Source organism: Acrocarpospora sp. B8E8, from assembly GCF_039871605.1.
In the GTDB taxonomy this organism is placed as follows: domain Bacteria; phylum Actinomycetota; class Actinomycetes; order Streptosporangiales; family Streptosporangiaceae; genus Acrocarpospora; species Acrocarpospora macrocephala.
Genome location: NZ_JBDPLV010000004.1, coordinates 65,869 through 82,063 on the forward strand (window position 1 = coordinate 65,869; position 16,195 = coordinate 82,063).

The 16,195-nt window shown below is 70.9% G+C and carries 15 protein-coding genes; 5 read left to right on the forward strand and 10 right to left on the reverse strand.

Going from position 1 to position 16,195, the window contains the following annotated elements:
• Position 1: 1 nt before the first annotated feature.
• Genes ABGB08_RS05550 through ABGB08_RS05570 form a run of 5 tightly spaced genes read left to right on the forward strand, consistent with a single transcriptional unit; the run spans position 2 to position 3,839 of the window.
• Positions 2 to 895, forward strand: coding sequence for a DUF6282 family protein (locus ABGB08_RS05550; RefSeq protein ID WP_347586965.1), 894 nt, complete (start codon positions 2 to 4; stop codon positions 893 to 895).
• A gap of 13 nt (positions 896 to 908) precedes the next feature.
• Positions 909 to 1,817 carry a hypothetical protein gene (locus ABGB08_RS05555; protein ID WP_347586967.1) on the forward strand — a complete coding sequence of 303 codons (909 nt, stop codon included), beginning with the start codon at positions 909 to 911 and terminating at the stop codon, positions 1,815 to 1,817.
• Positions 1,814 to 2,212, forward strand: a complete 399-nt coding sequence (locus ABGB08_RS05560; protein ID WP_347586969.1) for a lipocalin-like domain-containing protein — start codon at positions 1,814 to 1,816, stop codon at positions 2,210 to 2,212. Before ABGB08_RS05555 ends, ABGB08_RS05560 begins: the two co-directional genes overlap by 4 nt.
• Entirely contained in the window at positions 2,206 to 3,036 is an 831-nt protein-coding gene (locus ABGB08_RS05565) for an amidohydrolase family protein (protein ID WP_347586971.1), read from the forward strand. Before ABGB08_RS05560 ends, ABGB08_RS05565 begins: the two co-directional genes overlap by 7 nt.
• On the forward strand, positions 3,033 to 3,839 hold the full coding sequence (locus ABGB08_RS05570) for an amidohydrolase family protein (protein ID WP_347586973.1): 807 nt from the start codon (positions 3,033 to 3,035) through the stop codon (positions 3,837 to 3,839). The genes ABGB08_RS05565 and ABGB08_RS05570 overlap by 4 nt, the downstream gene beginning before the upstream one ends.
• Before the next feature lie 77 nt (positions 3,840 to 3,916).
• On the opposite strand, the gene ABGB08_RS05575 is transcribed toward ABGB08_RS05570, so the two are convergent.
• The 10 genes from ABGB08_RS05575 to ABGB08_RS05620 are packed head-to-tail and all read right to left on the reverse strand — an operon-like array spanning position 3,917 to position 15,971.
• Complete coding sequence (locus ABGB08_RS05575; protein WP_347586975.1) at positions 3,917 to 4,804, reverse strand: SDR family oxidoreductase; 888 nt, start codon at positions 4,802 to 4,804, stop codon at positions 3,917 to 3,919.
• Between the two features lie 54 nt (positions 4,805 to 4,858).
• Complete coding sequence (locus ABGB08_RS05580) at positions 4,859 to 6,406, reverse strand: ABC transporter substrate-binding protein (RefSeq protein ID WP_347586977.1); 1,548 nt, start codon at positions 6,404 to 6,406, stop codon at positions 4,859 to 4,861.
• Positions 6,407 to 6,445: 39 nt separating this feature from the next.
• Positions 6,446 to 7,639 carry a cobalamin-independent methionine synthase II family protein gene (locus ABGB08_RS05585; RefSeq protein ID WP_347586979.1) on the reverse strand — a complete coding sequence of 398 codons (1,194 nt, stop codon included), beginning with the start codon at positions 7,637 to 7,639 and terminating at the stop codon, positions 6,446 to 6,448.
• Positions 7,636 to 8,649 (reverse strand): peptidyl-alpha-hydroxyglycine alpha-amidating lyase family protein, encoded by a 1,014-nt coding sequence (locus ABGB08_RS05590; protein ID WP_347586981.1) that lies wholly within the window; start codon positions 8,647 to 8,649, stop codon positions 7,636 to 7,638. Before ABGB08_RS05590 ends, ABGB08_RS05585 begins: the two co-directional genes overlap by 4 nt.
• Complete coding sequence (locus tag ABGB08_RS05595) at positions 8,646 to 9,854, reverse strand: amidohydrolase family protein (protein ID WP_347586983.1); 1,209 nt, start codon at positions 9,852 to 9,854, stop codon at positions 8,646 to 8,648. The genes ABGB08_RS05590 and ABGB08_RS05595 overlap by 4 nt, the downstream gene beginning before the upstream one ends.
• A gap of 11 nt (positions 9,855 to 9,865) precedes the next feature.
• A complete protein-coding gene (locus ABGB08_RS05600) occupies positions 9,866 to 12,151 on the reverse strand; it encodes a CoA transferase (RefSeq protein WP_347586985.1) in 2,286 nt (761 codons plus the stop codon).
• Positions 12,148 to 13,179: an ABC transporter ATP-binding protein gene (locus ABGB08_RS05605; protein ID WP_218041421.1), complete on the reverse strand. Its 1,032-nt coding sequence runs from the start codon at positions 13,177 to 13,179 to the stop codon at positions 12,148 to 12,150. The genes ABGB08_RS05600 and ABGB08_RS05605 overlap by 4 nt, the downstream gene beginning before the upstream one ends.
• Positions 13,172 to 14,158, reverse strand: a complete 987-nt coding sequence (locus ABGB08_RS05610; protein WP_347586987.1) for an ABC transporter ATP-binding protein — start codon at positions 14,156 to 14,158, stop codon at positions 13,172 to 13,174. The genes ABGB08_RS05605 and ABGB08_RS05610 overlap by 8 nt, the downstream gene beginning before the upstream one ends.
• Complete coding sequence (locus ABGB08_RS05615) at positions 14,155 to 15,027, reverse strand: ABC transporter permease (protein ID WP_347586989.1); 873 nt, start codon at positions 15,025 to 15,027, stop codon at positions 14,155 to 14,157. Before ABGB08_RS05615 ends, ABGB08_RS05610 begins: the two co-directional genes overlap by 4 nt.
• Entirely contained in the window at positions 15,024 to 15,971 is a 948-nt protein-coding gene (locus tag ABGB08_RS05620; protein WP_347586991.1) for an ABC transporter permease, read from the reverse strand. Before ABGB08_RS05620 ends, ABGB08_RS05615 begins: the two co-directional genes overlap by 4 nt.
• Between the last annotated feature and the right edge of the window lie 224 nt (positions 15,972 to 16,195).

A 16,195-nucleotide genomic window follows, 5' to 3' on the forward strand; every position in this document is an offset into this window, starting at 1 on the left:
GATGATCCGACCCTCCGCGATCGAGCGAGCCCTGCACGGGCTCGTCGATCTGCACTGCCACTCCGGGCCTAACCCCCTCCCGCGCCGGTTCGACCATGTCGGTGCCGCCGCCGACGGGGCGCGGCTGGGCATGCGGGCGCTGCTGGCCAAGTCCCACCACCACAACACGGTGATGGACCTGCTGGCCATGCGGGATCGGCTGGCCCCGCTCAGCACCGCCGTGTACGGCGGGATCGCCCTCAACAACCAGGTCGGCGGCATCAACCCGTACGCGGTGGAGATGTGCCTGCGGATGGGCGGGCGGTGCGTGTGGTTCCCCACCATCTCCTCCCGCGCGCACATCGACCACCACAACTCCGGCGGCGGCTTCCCCAAGCCGACCATCCCGCTGTCGCTCGCCCAGGTCGACGTGCGCGGCCCGGACGGCGCGCTGATCCCCGAGGTCGGCCGGGTGCTCGACGTGATCGCCGAGTCCGGCGCGCTGCTGTCCGCCGGGCATATGGCCCCCGACGACATCCTGGAGGTCTTCGCCGCCGCCCGGGACCGGGGCATCCGGCGGCTGGTGGTCAGCCATCCGAACTTCGTGATCGGCTCAGATCCCGCGCAGTGCCAGGAGTTCGTCCGGCTCGGCGCGTACATCGAGCACGAGACCAGCATGTACGACCCCGAGGTGGCCCAGGCCCGATGGTCACCCCGGCAGCTGCTCGACTGGATCGAGCAGGTCGGGCCCGAGCACACCGTGCTCGCCTCCGACCTCGGCCAGGCGGGGCGGCCGATGCCCGTGGACTCCTTCATCCGGGTCGGCTCCGCGCTGCTGGACCTCGGCCTGCCGGAAAAGGACCTAGGGCAGATCGTCCGCGTCAACCCCTCCTACCTGCTCGGCCTGGACGACTGAAAGGACCGATCGCATGTACAGCGCAACCGACCCGCGCTCCGCGCTCAACGCGGGACGCCCGATCGACACCAACGCGCCGATCGCCGCGCTGGCCACCTTCGAGTTCCTCAGCCTGCCGCCGCAGGAGACGACCGAACGCGGGGGCAGAACCTGGTATGCCCGGGGGCAGAACCTGGCGATCGCCTACAGCCGGCTGGCCGGCGGCGACACGCTCAGCCGCTCGGCCGCGGAGCAGGGCGAGGAGTATGTCGTGATCCTGCCGGATGCCGAGGCGACCATCGAGGTCACGGCAGGCTCCGAGAGCAGGACGGTGTCCGGCAGCGGCCTGGTCGTCGTGCCCCCGGGGGACAGCTCGATCACCGCGCGCGGCCAGGTGGAGCTGTTCCGCCTGTTCGACGTGCGCGCCTCGGACGTGCTGGCCCGCTGCGCCAACGCCGCGTCCTACGCCGAGCCGCACCCCCGGGTGGCCTTGCTGGAGCCCTGGCCGGACCCGCCCGCCGGGCACCGGCTGCGCGTGTATCTCACCGCCGACTATCCCCGGGAGCCTGGCCGGTTCGGGCGGATATTCCGGACCAGCTCCTTCATGGTCAACTTCGGTGACCCCAGCGATGGGCCGCGCGACCCCGACCGGATGTCCCCGCACCACCACGACGACTTCGAACAGTGCTCGCTGACCGTGGCGGGCGACTACGTCCACCACGTCCGCACCCCGTGGACGGCCAAGCTGGACCAGTGGCGCGACGACGAGCACGCCCGGGTGGGCAGCCCGTCCGTCGCGATCATCCCACCGCCCACCGTGCACACCAGCCAGGCCATGGGCGCCGGGCAGCACCTGCTCATCGACGTGTTCAGCCCGCCGCGCGCGGACTTCTCGGCCAAGGCCGGGTGGGTGCTGAACGCGGCGGAGTATCCAGCCCCATGATCATCGGCACCTGGCGTCTGGACGACTACTACCTGGAGGACGGGGAACGGCCGCTCGGCGACACCCCGCTCGGGCGGCTCCTCTACGGTCCGGACGGCTACATGGCGGTGCAGTACATGCCAGGGAACCGGCCGCCGATGGCCGCCGCCAACTGGCGCTGGGCGAGCGACGCGGAACGGCTCGACGCGGTGCGCGGCTACGGCGCCTACAGCGGCCGGTACGAATGGCTCGGCGACCGGATCGTGCACCACGTCGAAGCCGCCATCTATCCCAACTGGATCGGCGCCACGCTGGTCCGCCTGGCCGTCGTGACGGGATCTCGGCTGGTCCTGCGCGCCGAGCGCACCCCTGGCCAGCCACCGACGCCCGTCCTCGTCTGGGAGCGCCTGTGCTAGTCGACGCGCACGCCCATCTGACCATCAATGACCCCGCCTACCCGGGTGGCGAGGTGGTCGACCCGATGACCGCAGAGCGGCTGCTCGCCGCGCTGGACGAGCACGGTCTCACCGCCGCCGTCGCGGTGCAGCGAGCGCACGTGTACGGCTTCGACAACAGCTACGTGGTGGACTCGGCCGCACGTTATCCGGACCGGCTGGCGGCCATGTGCGTGATCGACGCTTTGGCCGACGATGCCGACGCGGTGGTACGCCGCTGGGCTACGCGCGGCGCGGTGGCGATGCGGCTGACCGCCCCGGGCGGACACCAGCACGGCGGCCCTCGCGGCACGGACTGGTTCGCGGGCCCTGCGGCGCTGCGGGTCTGGCGGCAGGCCGCCGAGCTCGGGCTGTCCATGTGCCTGCACATTTACCGGTGGAACCGCGACGACTGCCTGGCCGCCCTGCCCGGCGTGGTCCGCGCGTTCCCCGGCACGCCCGTCGTGCTCGACCACATCGCCAGCGTGGAAGCCGACCGGCCGGAGCCGTACCCCGGGGCGGACGGGCTGCTCGCGCTGGCCGACCTGGAGCAGGTGCACGTCAAGGTCACCACCCTCAACCACGCCCGGCTGCTGTCCGCCGGGGTGGCCCCGGCGGACGTGGTGTTCTGGCTGGTGTCCCGGTTCGGGGCCGGGCGGGTGTTGTGGGGTTCGGACGTCACGCAGACCCCGGTCGGCTATCCGGACATGGTCCGGATCGGCCGGGAATCGGTGGCCGGACTCACGCCCGGAGACGCCGCCCTCGTGCTCGGCGGCACCGCCGCCCGCCTGTACGGCCTGACATGACGCTGCCGCTGGTCGACACCCACGTCCACCTGTTCAGCAAAGCGCTGCCGCTGGCGGCCGGAGCCTGGACCCGGCCGGAGGGCGACCTGACCACCGAGGCGTTCCTGCCGATGATGGACGCGCACGGCGTCAGCCACGCGGTGATCTCCGCGATGAGTCTGCTCGACGACCGGAACGAGTACACCCTGGCCGCGCTACGCGCATACCCCAGGCTGCGCGGCACGGTGCACGTGGAACCGGCCACAGAGGCGACCGAGCCAACCGAGTTTGCCGGGTTGCGCGTCAACGGCGTGGCCGGCGTGCGGTTTCAGTGGCGTCGCCGTGCCGATCTGCCGGACCTGGCCGGGCCTGGCTACCGCGCGCTGCTGCGCCAAGTCGCCGAGCTGGGCCGGCACGTCGAGCTCAACATCGAGTCGGCGCGGCTGCCTGCGGTGCTGGACTCGCTGCTGGCTGCCGGGGTGAAGGTGGTCGTGGACCATTTCGGCGACCCGCACCCCGCGACCGGCTACGCCAACCCCGGAGGCGCGGCGCTGTTGCGCGGCCTGGCCACCGGCCGGGTCTGGGTGAAACTGTCGGCCGGATACCGGTTCCGCGTTCCCCCCGCCAGGCTGGCCGGATATGCGGCGACGCTGCTCGCCGCCGTCGGGCCGGAACGGCTGTTCTGGGGCAGCGACGCCCCATTCGTCGGCGCGCGGCGGCCGCTCACCTACCGGGATGCCGTGGACTCCTTCGCGACCACGGTGCCGGAGCCGACGCTACGCGATCAGATCACCCGGGCCTCCCTGGCGTTCTACTTCGGCTGAACCGAGCACCTGGACCGACCTCCTGAACCGGCCCACCTCGAACGGCTCCGCCGACACCGAACCGGCGGAGCCGCCGTTCAGCGGCCGGGTGGCAGGTGGCTCTGCAGATGCTTGCTGAACCCGGCGAAGTCTTCGGCCAGCTGGTCCGCCGTCCAGCCGCCCTCCCGGTGGGTCACGAACTCCTCCTTCGGATGCGCCCAGATGGCGAACTTGTCGCCGCCGAAGCCGAAATACTGCCCGGTGATCCCGGCCGACTCCGCCGAGGACAGGAAGACCACCAGCGGGGCCACGTCCTGGACGGTGCCGATGCCGCGGCGGCGGAGCTCGGGCGGGACCGGGGCGCCGGCCTCCACCTGGGCCACCACCTCGGCCAGGTTCGGGATGGTCGCCGCCATCCGGGTCAGCGCGATCGGCACGATGGCGTTCACCGTCACCCCGGCCTTGGCCAGCTCGATCGACCAGACCCGGACCATGGCGATGATCGCCGCCTTGGACGCCGCGTACGCGGTCTGGCCGAAGCTGCCGTACTGGCCCGCGGGCGAGCCGACCAGGATCAGGCGGCCGCCGTCACCCTGCTCGCGGAAGCGGGCGGCGGCGGCGCGGCCGCAGGTGAAGGTGCCGCGCACGTGGCTGTTCAGGACGAGGTCGAACTCCTCGTCGGTGACCTTGCCCAGGGTGCGGTCGCGAAGCGCGCCCGCGTTGGTGCACATCACGTCCAGCCGGCCGAACTCGGCGACGGCCCGCTGGACCAGCGCGTCGGCCGACTCGGCCGTGCCGACCGCGCACACCTCGGCGACGGCCCGGCCGCCCGCGCCGGTGATCGCGGCCACGGTCTCGGCCGCCGCGTCGCCGTCGATGTCGTTGACCACCACGCCCGCGCCCGCGGCGGCCAGCGCCTCAGCGTACGCGCGGCCGAGGCCCCGTCCAGATCCGGTGACGATCGCGACCTTGTCGTCGAGCCGCACAGTCTTCCTCCATGGTGTTCCGGGGGGGGCGCCCCAGGGACGCCCCCCTGCGACTTATGAGCTGATCTTTATGGGGGCGAAGTCGTAGTCGCCCGTCACCGGCACCTCCATGCCGGTGACGCCCTTGCGGAAGGCGGCCACGTAGGTGACGCCGCAGACCGGCACCACCGGCGGGCCGACCTCCAGGACCTTCTTGAAGATCTCCTGGAGCGGCGCCGCGCGCTGGGTCACGTCGTCGCTGACCCGCGCCTGGGCGAGCAGCTCCGCGCCGCCGGGCAGCTCGAAGCCGCCGGGGTTGTAGAGGCCGCCCTTGAGGTAGAAGTCGGCGACGAACTGGCTGGGGTCGGGCCGCCCGGCCTGGAGCAGCGAGACGGTAGCGGTGAACTTGCCGGTCCTGCGCGCGTTCACCATCTGCTGGAACTCCAGCACCTTGATGGTGACCTTGATGCCGACCTGCTGCAGCTGGGCCTGGAGCGCCTGCGCCAGGGTCTGGTAGGAGGTGTTGGGGCCGACCTCCAGCTGCATCTCGAAGCCGTTCGGGAAACCCGCCTCGGTCAGCAGCTGCTTGGCCTTGGCCGTGTCGTAGTACGGCTTGACGTCGTTGAGCTCGGGCACGTTCGCCCAGAAGCCCTGCTGGAGCGGCTGCACGGCCGGCGTGCAGGAGCTGGCGTAGAGGTTCTTGCTGATCGACTCGCGGTCGATCGCGTACAGCATGGCCTCGCGGATCTTCGGGTCGGCCAGCTTGTCGGAGCCGGTGTTGATGAGGATGCCGTTGAAGGTGGTGTTCGCCCCCTTGATCACGGTCAGGCCGGACGCCTCGGCCTCCTTCATCTGGCTGGGCGTGATGGACGTGCCGTCCGCCTGGCCCGACTTGACCGCGCGCAGCCGGGTGGACTCGTCGGAGAAGACCGCCATCTCGATGCCGCCGATGGTGATGCGCTTGGCGTCCCAGTAACCGTCGAACCTCTTGAAGGTCACCTTGCCCTCGCTGAGGGTGTCCAGCTGGAACGGCCCGGTGCCGACCGGCTTACCGGTCAGGCCGGGATCGGTGAGCGCGCTCGGCGCGACCACGATGCCCGGCTCCCCGGCCAGCACGTTGATCATGTATCCGGACGGCTCCGTGAAGGTCAGCTTGACCTGGTCGGGAGCGAGCACCTCGACCTGCTCAAGCCCCGCGAGGGTGCCCGCCAGAGCCCCTTCCTTCTTGTACGCCTCCAGAGACGCCTTGACGGCTTCGGCGTTCAGCTCCTCCCCATTGTGGAACTTCACGCCCTGCCGCAGTTTGAAGGTGATCGTCTTGTTCTCGTCGGCGAGCTGCCACTCGGTGGCCAGGCCAGGAATGATCTCCCCGGCCGGGGTGCGGTTGATCAGGCTCTCGTAGACGACGTCCAGGAAGACGGGGTCCAGCGGCGCCGACTTGCGCGGGTCGAAGGAGGTCGGCATGCCCGGCACCGCCCACCTCAGGATGGCGTTGTTGTCATATCCCGCCGCGGCCGGTTGGGCGCTCCCGGCCGGACTCCCCCCGGTCTCGCTCCCGCACCCGGCGAGGACGAGACCTAAGGAGAGGATCACACCGGCCGATTTCACTGATGTTCGTTTCACGGCCCTTGCCTCCCTATTTCACTTTTTTCGTTCCACTCGTTACCGCAACCGCTCAGCGGCGATCGCGGCGCCTTCGGCGAGAGCGCGCAGCTTCGCCCAGACGATCTCCTCGTGGCCCACCCGGGATCCGATCCCGCAGTCGGTGCCGGCGTGCAGGTTCTCCCTGCCGACCACGCCGGCGAAGTTCACCAGCCGCTCGGCGACCAGCTCGGGATGCTCGACCAGGTCGGTCGCGTGGCTGACCACCCCAGGGATGAGGATCTTGCCCTCGGGCAGCTTCACGTCCTCCCACACCCGCCACTCGTGCGCGTGCCGGACATTTCCCGCCTCGATGGCGTACGCGCCTGCGTTGACCTTGATCAGCAGGTCGGCGATGTGCTGCAGGCCGATGTCCTGAGTGTGCGGGCGGTGGCCGCTGCCCCAGCAGGTGTGCAGCCGGATCTGGTCGGCGGGCAGCCCGGCGATGCTGTGGTTGAGCACCTCGACCGCCGACTCCAGGTAGCTGCGCAGGTCCTCTACCGTCCAGCTGGGGTGGAACTGCCAGGTGGTGGCGAACTCCGGCTCGTCGATCTGCAGGATCAGACCGGCGTCGGTGATCGCCCGGTACTCCTCGCGGAGCGCCTCGGCCACCGCGAACATGTAGTCCTCTTCGCTCGGGTAGTACGCGTTCCGCGCGCCGGCGCCCAGGCTGAGCGGGCCGAGGGCGGCGATGAAGCCGTCCGCCTCCCGGCCAGTGAGGGCGGTCTTCAGGGCGTCGATGTCGGCGGCGATGGCGTCCTGGCCGGTGTAAGCGATCGGGGACGTACACACCCGTTCGGTGGTGGACATCTTTGGGGCGGCGCCGGGTGTTGAGAAGCCCGGTCGGATCGGCCCCCCCGAGCCTGCCAGCCACAACCCGGAGGCGTACATGCCGGGGAATTCGGCCTTGTCGCGAGCGGCCACGAACTCACGCTTCGGCGGCGTGCCCGGCTCGATGGGCAGGGTCTCCCAGCCGGTCACCCGGGCGTGGATATAACCGGCATATCCGGACATGTTCGCGGCTTTGACGTACTCGCCGTCGTTGACGGTGTCCAGGCCGCAGGCGATCTGGAGGTCTACGACCTCGCCTACCGCGCCTGGAAGTCGCTCGTCTACGGCCGCCCGCTCGCCCTTGGCGATCAGGTCGTCCAGGTCCTTGGGTCTGGGCAGGTTGCCGCCGTGGGTGGTGAGAATTCGGTGGGTGTCGCGCCTCATACGATTCCTTTGAATTTCTGGAGTTGGTGGCTGGCGCACGACTGATCGACCAGGCCTGGTCTGACGGCGAAGCTGTAGGTCACCTCGGCGACGTACAGGTCGCCGCGGGAGTCCAGCGCGATGCCGTGCGGGGCGATGAAGTTGCCGGGGGCGGCGCGGTCCTGGGTGGAGTCGCCCCACCGCTCGAGCACGCCACCGTCCTGGCCCAGCACGGAGAGCCGGGCCGGGTGGTCCTCGGCCATCTCGCCGTGGACGAAGGACTTCGCGCCCTTCGGCCGCCACAGCTCGGCCACGAAGACCGTGCCGTCCGGCGCGACGGTCAGCGCGCAGGGGCGGCGTACGTCCGTCCACGCCTCGATGAACCGGCCGGTGGTGTCGAAGACCTGGATGCGGTCGTTCTCGCGGTCGCCGACCAGGATCCGGCCGTCGGGGGTGATGTCCAGGCAGTGCGGGAGGTGGAACTGGCCGGGGCCGGTGCCGATCTCGCCCCAGGAGTGGATCAGTTCGCCGTCGGGGGAGAAGTGGTGGACGCGGCAGTTGCCGTATCCGTCGGTTACGTACAGGTCGCCGTCGGGGGCGACTGCCAGGGCGGTGCAGCGGTTGAAAGGGCCGCCGGGGTGGCGGACCCGCTCCACGCTGTGCACCCGTACGGGGCCGGTGGAGGTGTAGCCCGTGTCGGAGGGGACGCCCTCGGTTCCGATGGTGAGGAGCAGTTCTCCGTCGGGGGTGAACTTGCGCACGGTGTGGTCGCCCGCGTCCACGCAGTAGATCGCGCCGTCGGATCCGACGGTCAGGCCGTGCGGCATGGTGAAGAGGCCGAGTCCCCAGGAGCGGACGAACGTGCCGTCGCGCTCGTAGACCAGGACCTGGTGGTCGAAGCGGGTGAACAGGTAGACGCGGTCGTCCGCGTCCACATCGACGGCGGTCACGTCCGCGTGCCGCAGGCCGTCGGGCAGTCGCTCCCAGTCGTCGTCGAGGAGGAAGCGGTGGCGGTCGCCGCGTGTGGTCATAACGCCCCCCGGGTGGCCGGGAGCCAGCCCCACGGGTGGGTGCCCCACACCGGTGGCACCAGTTCTCCCGCTCGTACGGTGTGCACGGGCACCAGGCCATATCCGCCGTGAAAGGTCTCCTGCGCGGTGTCCACGAACTCGAAGTCGCCCTCGACCAGGTCCAGCACGGTGAGATCGGCCTCCCGCCCAACGGCGATCGCGCCGAGCTCGTCTTCCATGCCGATCGCCCTGGCCGCGTTCACCGTGGTCATCCGCACCACGTCGGCCAGGCTGTAGCCGACGGCCAGGAACTTCGCCATGCATTCGAGCAGCGAGTGGAAGTTCTGGCCCATCGCCGTCAGGTCACTGCTGATGGTGTCCGGCGCGAGGCCCAGCCCGCGCTGCTCGCTGGCCACCCGGTAGCCGAAGTTGCCGCGGCCGAGCGCGGAGTCCAGGATCACCCCGCGTTCCCTGGCCGCGACCAGGGCTTGCGTCATCCCCTGCGCACCGCCGGGGTTGGGCGTGCACAGGTGGGTGAGGATGTCGCCGGGGTCTAGCTGGTCGAGGGCGAATTGGGTGACGGGGGTGAGCCGCTCGGGATTCGGTCGCCGGTGCGCGGACAGGTCGCCGATGTGGACCATGAGCGGCACGCCGTACTCGCGGGCGACGTCCTTGGCGGCGGCGAAGACCTCCTTGCCGCGCTCGGCGACGAGCGGCCCGACCAGCCTCAGTTTGACGCCCTGGACCAGGCCGGGGTTGGCGGCCATGCACCGGGCGATGGCGTCCTGGTCGATCTCGTCCATGCTGTTGACGTCCACCATCGTGGGCATGGTGTGGGCATAGCTGCCGATGTTCAGGTAGGGCACGATCCTGGTGCTGGCCTTGGGCTGGATGAAGGCCGAGAAGACGCCGATGGCGGCCACGCCGACCGAGCCCGCGTCCACGAGCGTGGTCACTCCGGAACCGACGCCGATCACGTCGGGGTCGCAGCCCTCCATGCCGACGCCGGGCGTGATGGCGCCGTAGGCGACGTGGGTGTGCAGATCGATCAAGCCGGGCACCACATACCGGCCGCGCACGTCGATGACGCGGCGGGCCTGGTCGGCGAGGATGTCCTGGCCCAGCGCGCTGACGCGCCCACCGGTGATCGCCACGTCCAGGACACCGTCGATGGCCTGTCCCGGGTCCAGGACCCGGCCGCCTCTGATCAGCAGGTCGTATTCCATCGGATCTCCCATCAGAAGGGGTTCCAGCCCGGAGGCAGCGCGTCCAGCTGGACAGCCCAGCCCCGCGCCAGCGCGTCGGCCTCGTCGCCCAGGCCGATCTGTTCCAGCACCTCGCGCCCGTCCGCCCCGGGGCGGCGGACCGGCTCGCCCAGCCGGGGCGGATTGCCCTCGACCGAGATGGCGAGACCGGGCATCACCACCTCTCCGACCTCCTCGGAGACCTGGTTGACGCTCAGCCCGAGGGTTCTGACGCCCGGGTCGGTCATCAGCTCGCCGAGCGAGGTGACCGCATGCGCGCCCACACCCGCCGCGACCAGCCGCCGCGTCCACTCGGCCGCGCCGGACGAGCGGAAAGCGGCGGCCAGCACGGCGGCGATGTGTTCATGGCCGGAATCCGGGTCCAACTCGCCCAGGCCCGGCACCCGGCGCAGCTGCTCCTCCGTCGCGCCGAGGTAGAACCAGCCGTCGGCGGCCTGGTAGAACCGCTGCCATGGGCTCGGTCCGAGCGCGGCAGGGCCTTGCCCGGGATCCGCCGAGCCCAGCACCAGCCAGGCCTGCTGGTAGAGGCCGGTCTGGGTGAGCGAGGCGTGCACGTGCTGCCCCTGTCCCGTGGTCTCCTGGTGGTAGAGGCCGAGCGCCGCGGCGAACGCCGCCATCGCGCCGGTCCCGTAATCCAGCACGTTGTACGGCCCGAACACCCCCGGCGGCCCCTCCCCACCAGAGCGGACCATGATCCCGGTCGCCGCCTGGCCCTGCGTCTCGTAGCCGCGCCGATCCGACCACGGCCCGCCACGCCCGAAACAGTTGACCGACACGTAGACGATGTCCGGCCGGCGGGCCCGCACATGCTGATAACCCAGTCCGTAACTGTCCGCGGTCCGCCCCGGAAAGTTGTGCGTGAGCACATCCGCCTCGTCGATCAACCGCCACAGGACCTGCTGACCCTGGCTGGACTTGACGTCCAGCAGCACGGTGCGCTTGCCCCGATTCACGAACCCATGCGCGCCAACCGACCGCTGCGGCACATTGATCTTGACCACGTCGGCCCCGAACTCGGCCAGAATGCGCCCCGCACTCGGCCCGGCCAGAATCTGGGTCAGATCCACAACCTTCCGCCCCTGGTACGGCAATCCGCCCCCACCCGCCGGCAACCACGCGGAACCCGACGGCGTGGCCAACTCGGCCAAGATCTCCGCACGGTCCCCGTCGGGCAGGCTGCGTGCCCGGCCAGGCACGGCGGGGGTCCCCGACAGCCAGACCGGGGAGCCGGGCATGGCGGTCGGCCCAAGCACCGGGTCATCCAGCACAACCACCTCGCCGGACACGCGCGCATGCTCGGACTCCAGCCACTCCCCGGTGGTCCGCACCAAGGTGAGCGGCACCCCGGCCGCGTCAGCGAGCTCCTCCCACTCCAGCGCGGGCCGGGTCAGGAAGAGCCCGGTCAGCCGCTTCTGCAGCAGGTCACGCAGGTGCGGCTCGCGGTCCATCCTGGGCCGGTCGGTCAGTCCTTCCCCGGCCCACTCGGCCACCCCCGCCGCGTCGAGAAACCACGAGAGGAAGCGAGTGGTCGCGCCGATCGGATTGAACTGCACATAGCGGCCATCCCCGCAGCGGTAGGTGCCACTGCCGTTGGCGGCGATGGCACGTTCCGGTCCAAGACCCCGCGCCGTCGGGTACGCCCCGGCACCCCCGATCGCCTCGAACATCGCGTGGTACAGCGGCACCTCGATGCGATCTCCCCGGCCGGTGCGGTGCCGCGACGTGAGCCCCGACACCACCGCGAAGGCCCCGCAGAAGGCCGCGAAGTTGGACGCCACCGGGATCGCGCTGTAGGTCGGGCGGGTGGGGTCCCAGCCCTTGGGCACGTACCCGGCCCTGATCCGGCAGTTGCCGGTGGCCGCCGCGATGACCCCCTCCCAGCCGGGTATCCCGGCCCGCGGGTCGGCGGCGGCGAAGCCGGGCAGCGAGCAGTACAGCAGCCGGGGGTTGACCTCGCGCAACTCCGCCCAGCCGAGCCCGAGCCGATCCATCACCCCCGGCCGGAAGTTCTCGATCAGCACGTCGGCCCGCCGGACCAGCTCCCTGGCGGTGTCCAGGTCGGCCTTCAGGTCCAGAGTGATGCGGCGTTTGTTCCGGTTGAGGAATGCGTCGGCGCTGTCCAGCACGGCCCCCGGGCGGTCCACGTGGACCACGTCGGCGCCCTGGTCGGCGAGCATCAGCGCGGCCAGCGGCCCGGCCACGTAGTGACCGAAATCGACCACCCTGACACCCGCCAGCGCACCTCCCCTGTCGTTCATCGCACGGTCTCCTGGGGGATCGTCACTTCATCCATCGGCTTCTCGCCCGGCCGGTGGCGCACGCAGGCCACCCGGTGCTCGGCCGCGATCTGCAGCAGCGGCGGGTCCTGCTGGGCGCACTCGGGCAGCGCCACCGGGCAGCGGGTGTGGAACCGGCAGCCCGAGGGCGGGTTGGCCGGATCGGGCAGGTCGCCCTTCAGCACGGTCCTGCGCCGGGCCCTCTGGGCGCGCGGGTCGGGCAGCGGCACCGCCGACAACAACGCCTTGGTATAGGGGTGCCGCGGGTCCTCCGCGATCTGCTCGGCCGGACCTTCCTCGACGATCCGGCCGAGATACATCACCGCGATCCGGTGCGCCAGGTGCCGTACGGTGGCGAAGTCGTGCGAGACCAGCACCATCGCCTGGCCGGTGTCCTCCTGGATGGACAGCAGCAGGTTGAGGATCTCCGACCGGGTGGACAGGTCGAGCGCGGAGGTCGGCTCGTCGGCCACCAGCACGCTGGGCGACAGGGCCAAGGCGCGGGCGATGCAGACCCGTTGCCGCTGCCCGCCGGACAGCTCGTCCGGGTAGCGGTCCACGAACGCCGGGTCGAGCGCCACCCGGGCCAGCAGGGCGGCCGCCCGCTCGCGCATCTCCCCCCGGCGGATCCGGCCGTGCACCAGCAGCGGTTCCGCGACGGCGTGGGCGACGGTCTTGGTGGGGTCGAGCGCGCCGTACGGGTCCTGGAAGATGACCTGGAGGCGGGCGCGCATCTGTTTCAGCTCACGGCCCTTGGCCCGGCTGACATCCTTGCCCTCCACCTCGACGGTGCCCTGGTCGGGGGTGAGCAGCCGGGCCATCAACCGGCCCACGGTGGTCTTGCCGGAACCCGACTCGCCGACGATGCCGACGGTGGTTCCGGCCCGCACCTCCAGATCCACCCCGTCCACCGCGCGGACGCTCTCCACCGTCCGGCCGAACGCGCCCCGGCGCATCGGGAACGACTTGCTCAGGCCCTGGACCCGCAGGACCACCCGATCCTCAGCCACGGCCGGCTCCCTTGAGCGTCAGGTCGCCGGAGGCGACGCGGCCACATCGGGTGCGATGTCCTTCGCCCAGCAGGGCGTCGGGCTGGGGCTCCCGGCAGTGCTCCACGGCGTGCGCGCAGCGTGGCTCGAACCGGCACCCGGCCGGGAACCCTCCGGCGGACGGCACCCGCCCCGGAATCACCGTCAGCCGCGACCTGGCCTGGCCCGACTGCGGCACGGCGGCCAGCAAGGCGCTGGAGTACGGGTGCCCCGGGTCGTAGAAAAGCCGGTCCACGGTGGTGCGCTCGGCGATGTGACCGGCGTACATGACGACCACCTCGTCGCAGAAGTCGGCGACCACGCCGAGGTCGTGGGTGACCAGCAGGACGGCCAGGTCGAGGTCGCGTTGCAGGTCGCGCAGGAGGGCCAGGATCTCGGCCTGGATGGTGACGTCCAGCGCGGTGGTCGGCTCGTCGGCGATGACCAGCTTGGGCTCGCAGGCGATGGCCGCCGCGATCATGACCCGCTGCTGCATGCCGCCGCTCATCTCGTGCGGGTAGGAGCCGATCCTCCTGGCGGCGTTCGGGATGCCGACCCGCTCCAGGAGCTCGCGCGCTCGCGCCAGGGCCACCCCGCGCCGCTCGCCCAGGTGCAGCCGCCGCGCCTCGGCGATCTGGTCGCCGACCGTCATGGTCGGGTTGAGGCTGCTCATCGGCTCCTGGAAGACCATGCCGACCGGCCCGCCGCGGATCCGGCGCAGCTGCCGGGGCGTGCACGTGAGCAGGTCGACCCCGTCGAACCAGACAGAACCGGCCGTGACCCGGACGGCGGCGGGCAGCAGGCCGAGAATGGACATCGAGGTCAGCGTCTTGCCGCAGCCGGACTCGCCGATCAGCGCGGTGGAGCGGCCCTCGCTCACCTGGAAGCTGACATCCTCCACCAGGCCGGGCTGGCGGCCGGGCAGGTCGATGGTGAGCCCTTCCACCGACAGCAGCGTCATATGCCTCTCCTCAGTCCGACGGCGTCGCGGATCGCGTCACCGATGGTGTTGAAGGCCAGCACCGTCAGGACCATCGCGATCCCGGGCGGCACGACCGAGTAGGGCGCGTCGAATTGGTTGGTGTAGGCGGCCTTCAGCATCGACCCCCAGCTGGCGTCGGGCGGCTGCACGCCGAGCCCGATGAAGCTCAGGCTGGCCTCGGCCAGCAGCGCCACGCCCATCAGGATGGTCACCTGGACCAGCAGCGGGGCGGCGATGTTGGGCAGGATGTGCACCCACAGGGTCCGGCGGGTGGGCGAGCCGATCGCCACCGCCGAGTGCACGAAGGTCTCCTCGGCCACCGCCAGGGTCGCGCCGCGCACCACCCGGAACAGGCCGGGCGCGAAGATGATGCCGATCGCCACCATGGCGTTGACCAGGCCGGGGCCGAGCACCGCCAGGATGGCCAGCGCGCCGACCATGGCGGGCAGGCTGAGGACGGTGTCGGCCAGCCGCCCGGCGACGGCGTCCACGACGCCCCGGCGAAGCCCGGCCCACAGGCCGAACGGCAGGCCGATGAGCAGCGCCACGCCCACCGAGATGAGCGGCGCGACCAGGGCGATCCTGCTCGCCTGGATGATCCTGCTGGCCACGTCCCTGCCGAACTCGTCGGTGCCCAGCAGGTGGGACCAGCTCAGCTCGGCGAACCGGTTGCCCAGGTCCTGCGCGTCCGGGTCGTGCGGGGAGATGAGCGGGCCAAAAACGGCGAACAGCACCAGGATAGCCACCAATCCGGCGGCGGTCGCGGCGGACGGGCGGCGCAGGACGTTCCTGATGACCCGGCTGCGCTGGGAATTTCTGGTGGCGGAACTCAGGGTGGCGGTTGTCATGCGGTGCGCACCTTCGGATTGATCCAGCCGTAGGCCAGATCCACGATGAGGTTCATCAGGACGACGACGACGGCGCAGAGCAGCACGTATCCCTGGATCACCGGGTAGTTGCGCTGCAGCACCGCGTTGACGGCCAGGGTGCCGAGGCCGGAGATGCCGAACACGGCCTCGATCACGATCGCGCCGCCCAGCAGCCGCCCCGCCTGCAGGCCCAGCACGGTCACCACCGGGATGGCGGCGTTGCGCAGGATGTGCCGCCGGACCAGCCAGCCGCCGGACGCGCCCCTGGCCCGCGCGGTTCGCACGTACGGCCGGGTGAGCACGTCGGCCACGCAGCCGCGGGTGTGCCGGGCCAGCTCCGCGGCCGTGGCCAGGCCCAGCGCGGTGGAGGGGAGGATCACGTGGGACAGCCAGGTGCCGAAGCCCTCCCCCAGGTCCGCGTAACCGGTCGCCGGCAGCCAGGTGTTGGTGAGCGCGAAGACCGAGACCAGCACCAGCCCCAGCCAGAAGCTCGGCATCGCGATGCCCAGGGTGGCCAGGGTGGAGACCAGCCGGTCCAGCCGGCTGCCCAAGGTCAGGCCCGCGACGATGCCGGCCGACACCCCGACCAGCACCGCGAGGACGATCGCCATGACGGTGATGACCAGGGTCGGCGGAGCCACCTCCGCGATCGAGGTGAGCACCGACTTGTCGGTGAACAGCGATTTGCCGAGGTCGCCGCGGAGCACGCCGGACAGCCAGGTGACGTACTGCGCGAGCACGGGCCGGTCCAGCCCCAGCTGGGTGCGGATGCGCTCCACGTCGGCGGTGGTGGCGTTCTCGCCCGCGATCACCTCGGCCGGGTCGCCCGGAATGAGGTGGACCAGCAGGAAGGTGAGGATGGACACCAGCCACAGGACCAGCAGACCGCCACCGAGCCGACGGATGATCATGCGAGTGCTCATCGTCACCTCCGTTGAGCGTCGGGCTGGCGGCAACCCGCTCCGCCAGCCCGCGTTTGTCCGATAATTGGACAAAACGTTTGATATTTGTTACGCCATGCTGCCCTGCGGGTAAGTTCGCGTCAAGGGGATACCGCCGCGTAAATCCTCGGAGTCGGGACTGTTACAGATCCAGGTGGGATCGATGGGTCCGGCCGGGGCGTCATCACAGGTGCCGGTCGTCGGCG

Excerpts from the sequence above, each read along its gene's own strand:
- ABGB08_RS05550 (WP_347586965.1), top strand. The coding sequence starts at position 2 with ATGATCCGACCCTCCGCGATCGAGCGAGCCCTGCACGGGCTCGTCGAT.
- ABGB08_RS05590 (WP_347586981.1), bottom strand. The coding sequence starts at position 8,649 with ATGACCACACGCGGCGACCGCCACCGCTTCCTCCTCGACGACGACTGG.
- ABGB08_RS05615 (WP_347586989.1), bottom strand. The coding sequence starts at position 15,027 with ATGACAACCGCCACCCTGAGTTCCGCCACCAGAAATTCCCAGCGCAGC.
- ABGB08_RS05600 (WP_347586985.1), bottom strand. The coding sequence starts at position 12,151 with ATGAACGACAGGGGAGGTGCGCTGGCGGGTGTCAGGGTGGTCGATTTC.
- ABGB08_RS05585 (WP_347586979.1), bottom strand. The coding sequence starts at position 7,639 with ATGAGGCGCGACACCCACCGAATTCTCACCACCCACGGCGGCAACCTG.
- ABGB08_RS05620 (WP_347586991.1), bottom strand. The coding sequence starts at position 15,971 with ATGAGCACTCGCATGATCATCCGTCGGCTCGGTGGCGGTCTGCTGGTC.
- ABGB08_RS05595 (WP_347586983.1), bottom strand. The coding sequence starts at position 9,854 with ATGGAATACGACCTGCTGATCAGAGGCGGCCGGGTCCTGGACCCGGGA.
- ABGB08_RS05570 (WP_347586973.1), top strand. The coding sequence starts at position 3,033 with ATGACGCTGCCGCTGGTCGACACCCACGTCCACCTGTTCAGCAAAGCG.
- ABGB08_RS05610 (WP_347586987.1), bottom strand. The coding sequence starts at position 14,158 with ATGACGCTGCTGTCGGTGGAAGGGCTCACCATCGACCTGCCCGGCCGC.
- ABGB08_RS05555 (WP_347586967.1), top strand. The coding sequence starts at position 909 with ATGTACAGCGCAACCGACCCGCGCTCCGCGCTCAACGCGGGACGCCCG.
- ABGB08_RS05560 (WP_347586969.1), top strand. The coding sequence starts at position 1,814 with ATGATCATCGGCACCTGGCGTCTGGACGACTACTACCTGGAGGACGGG.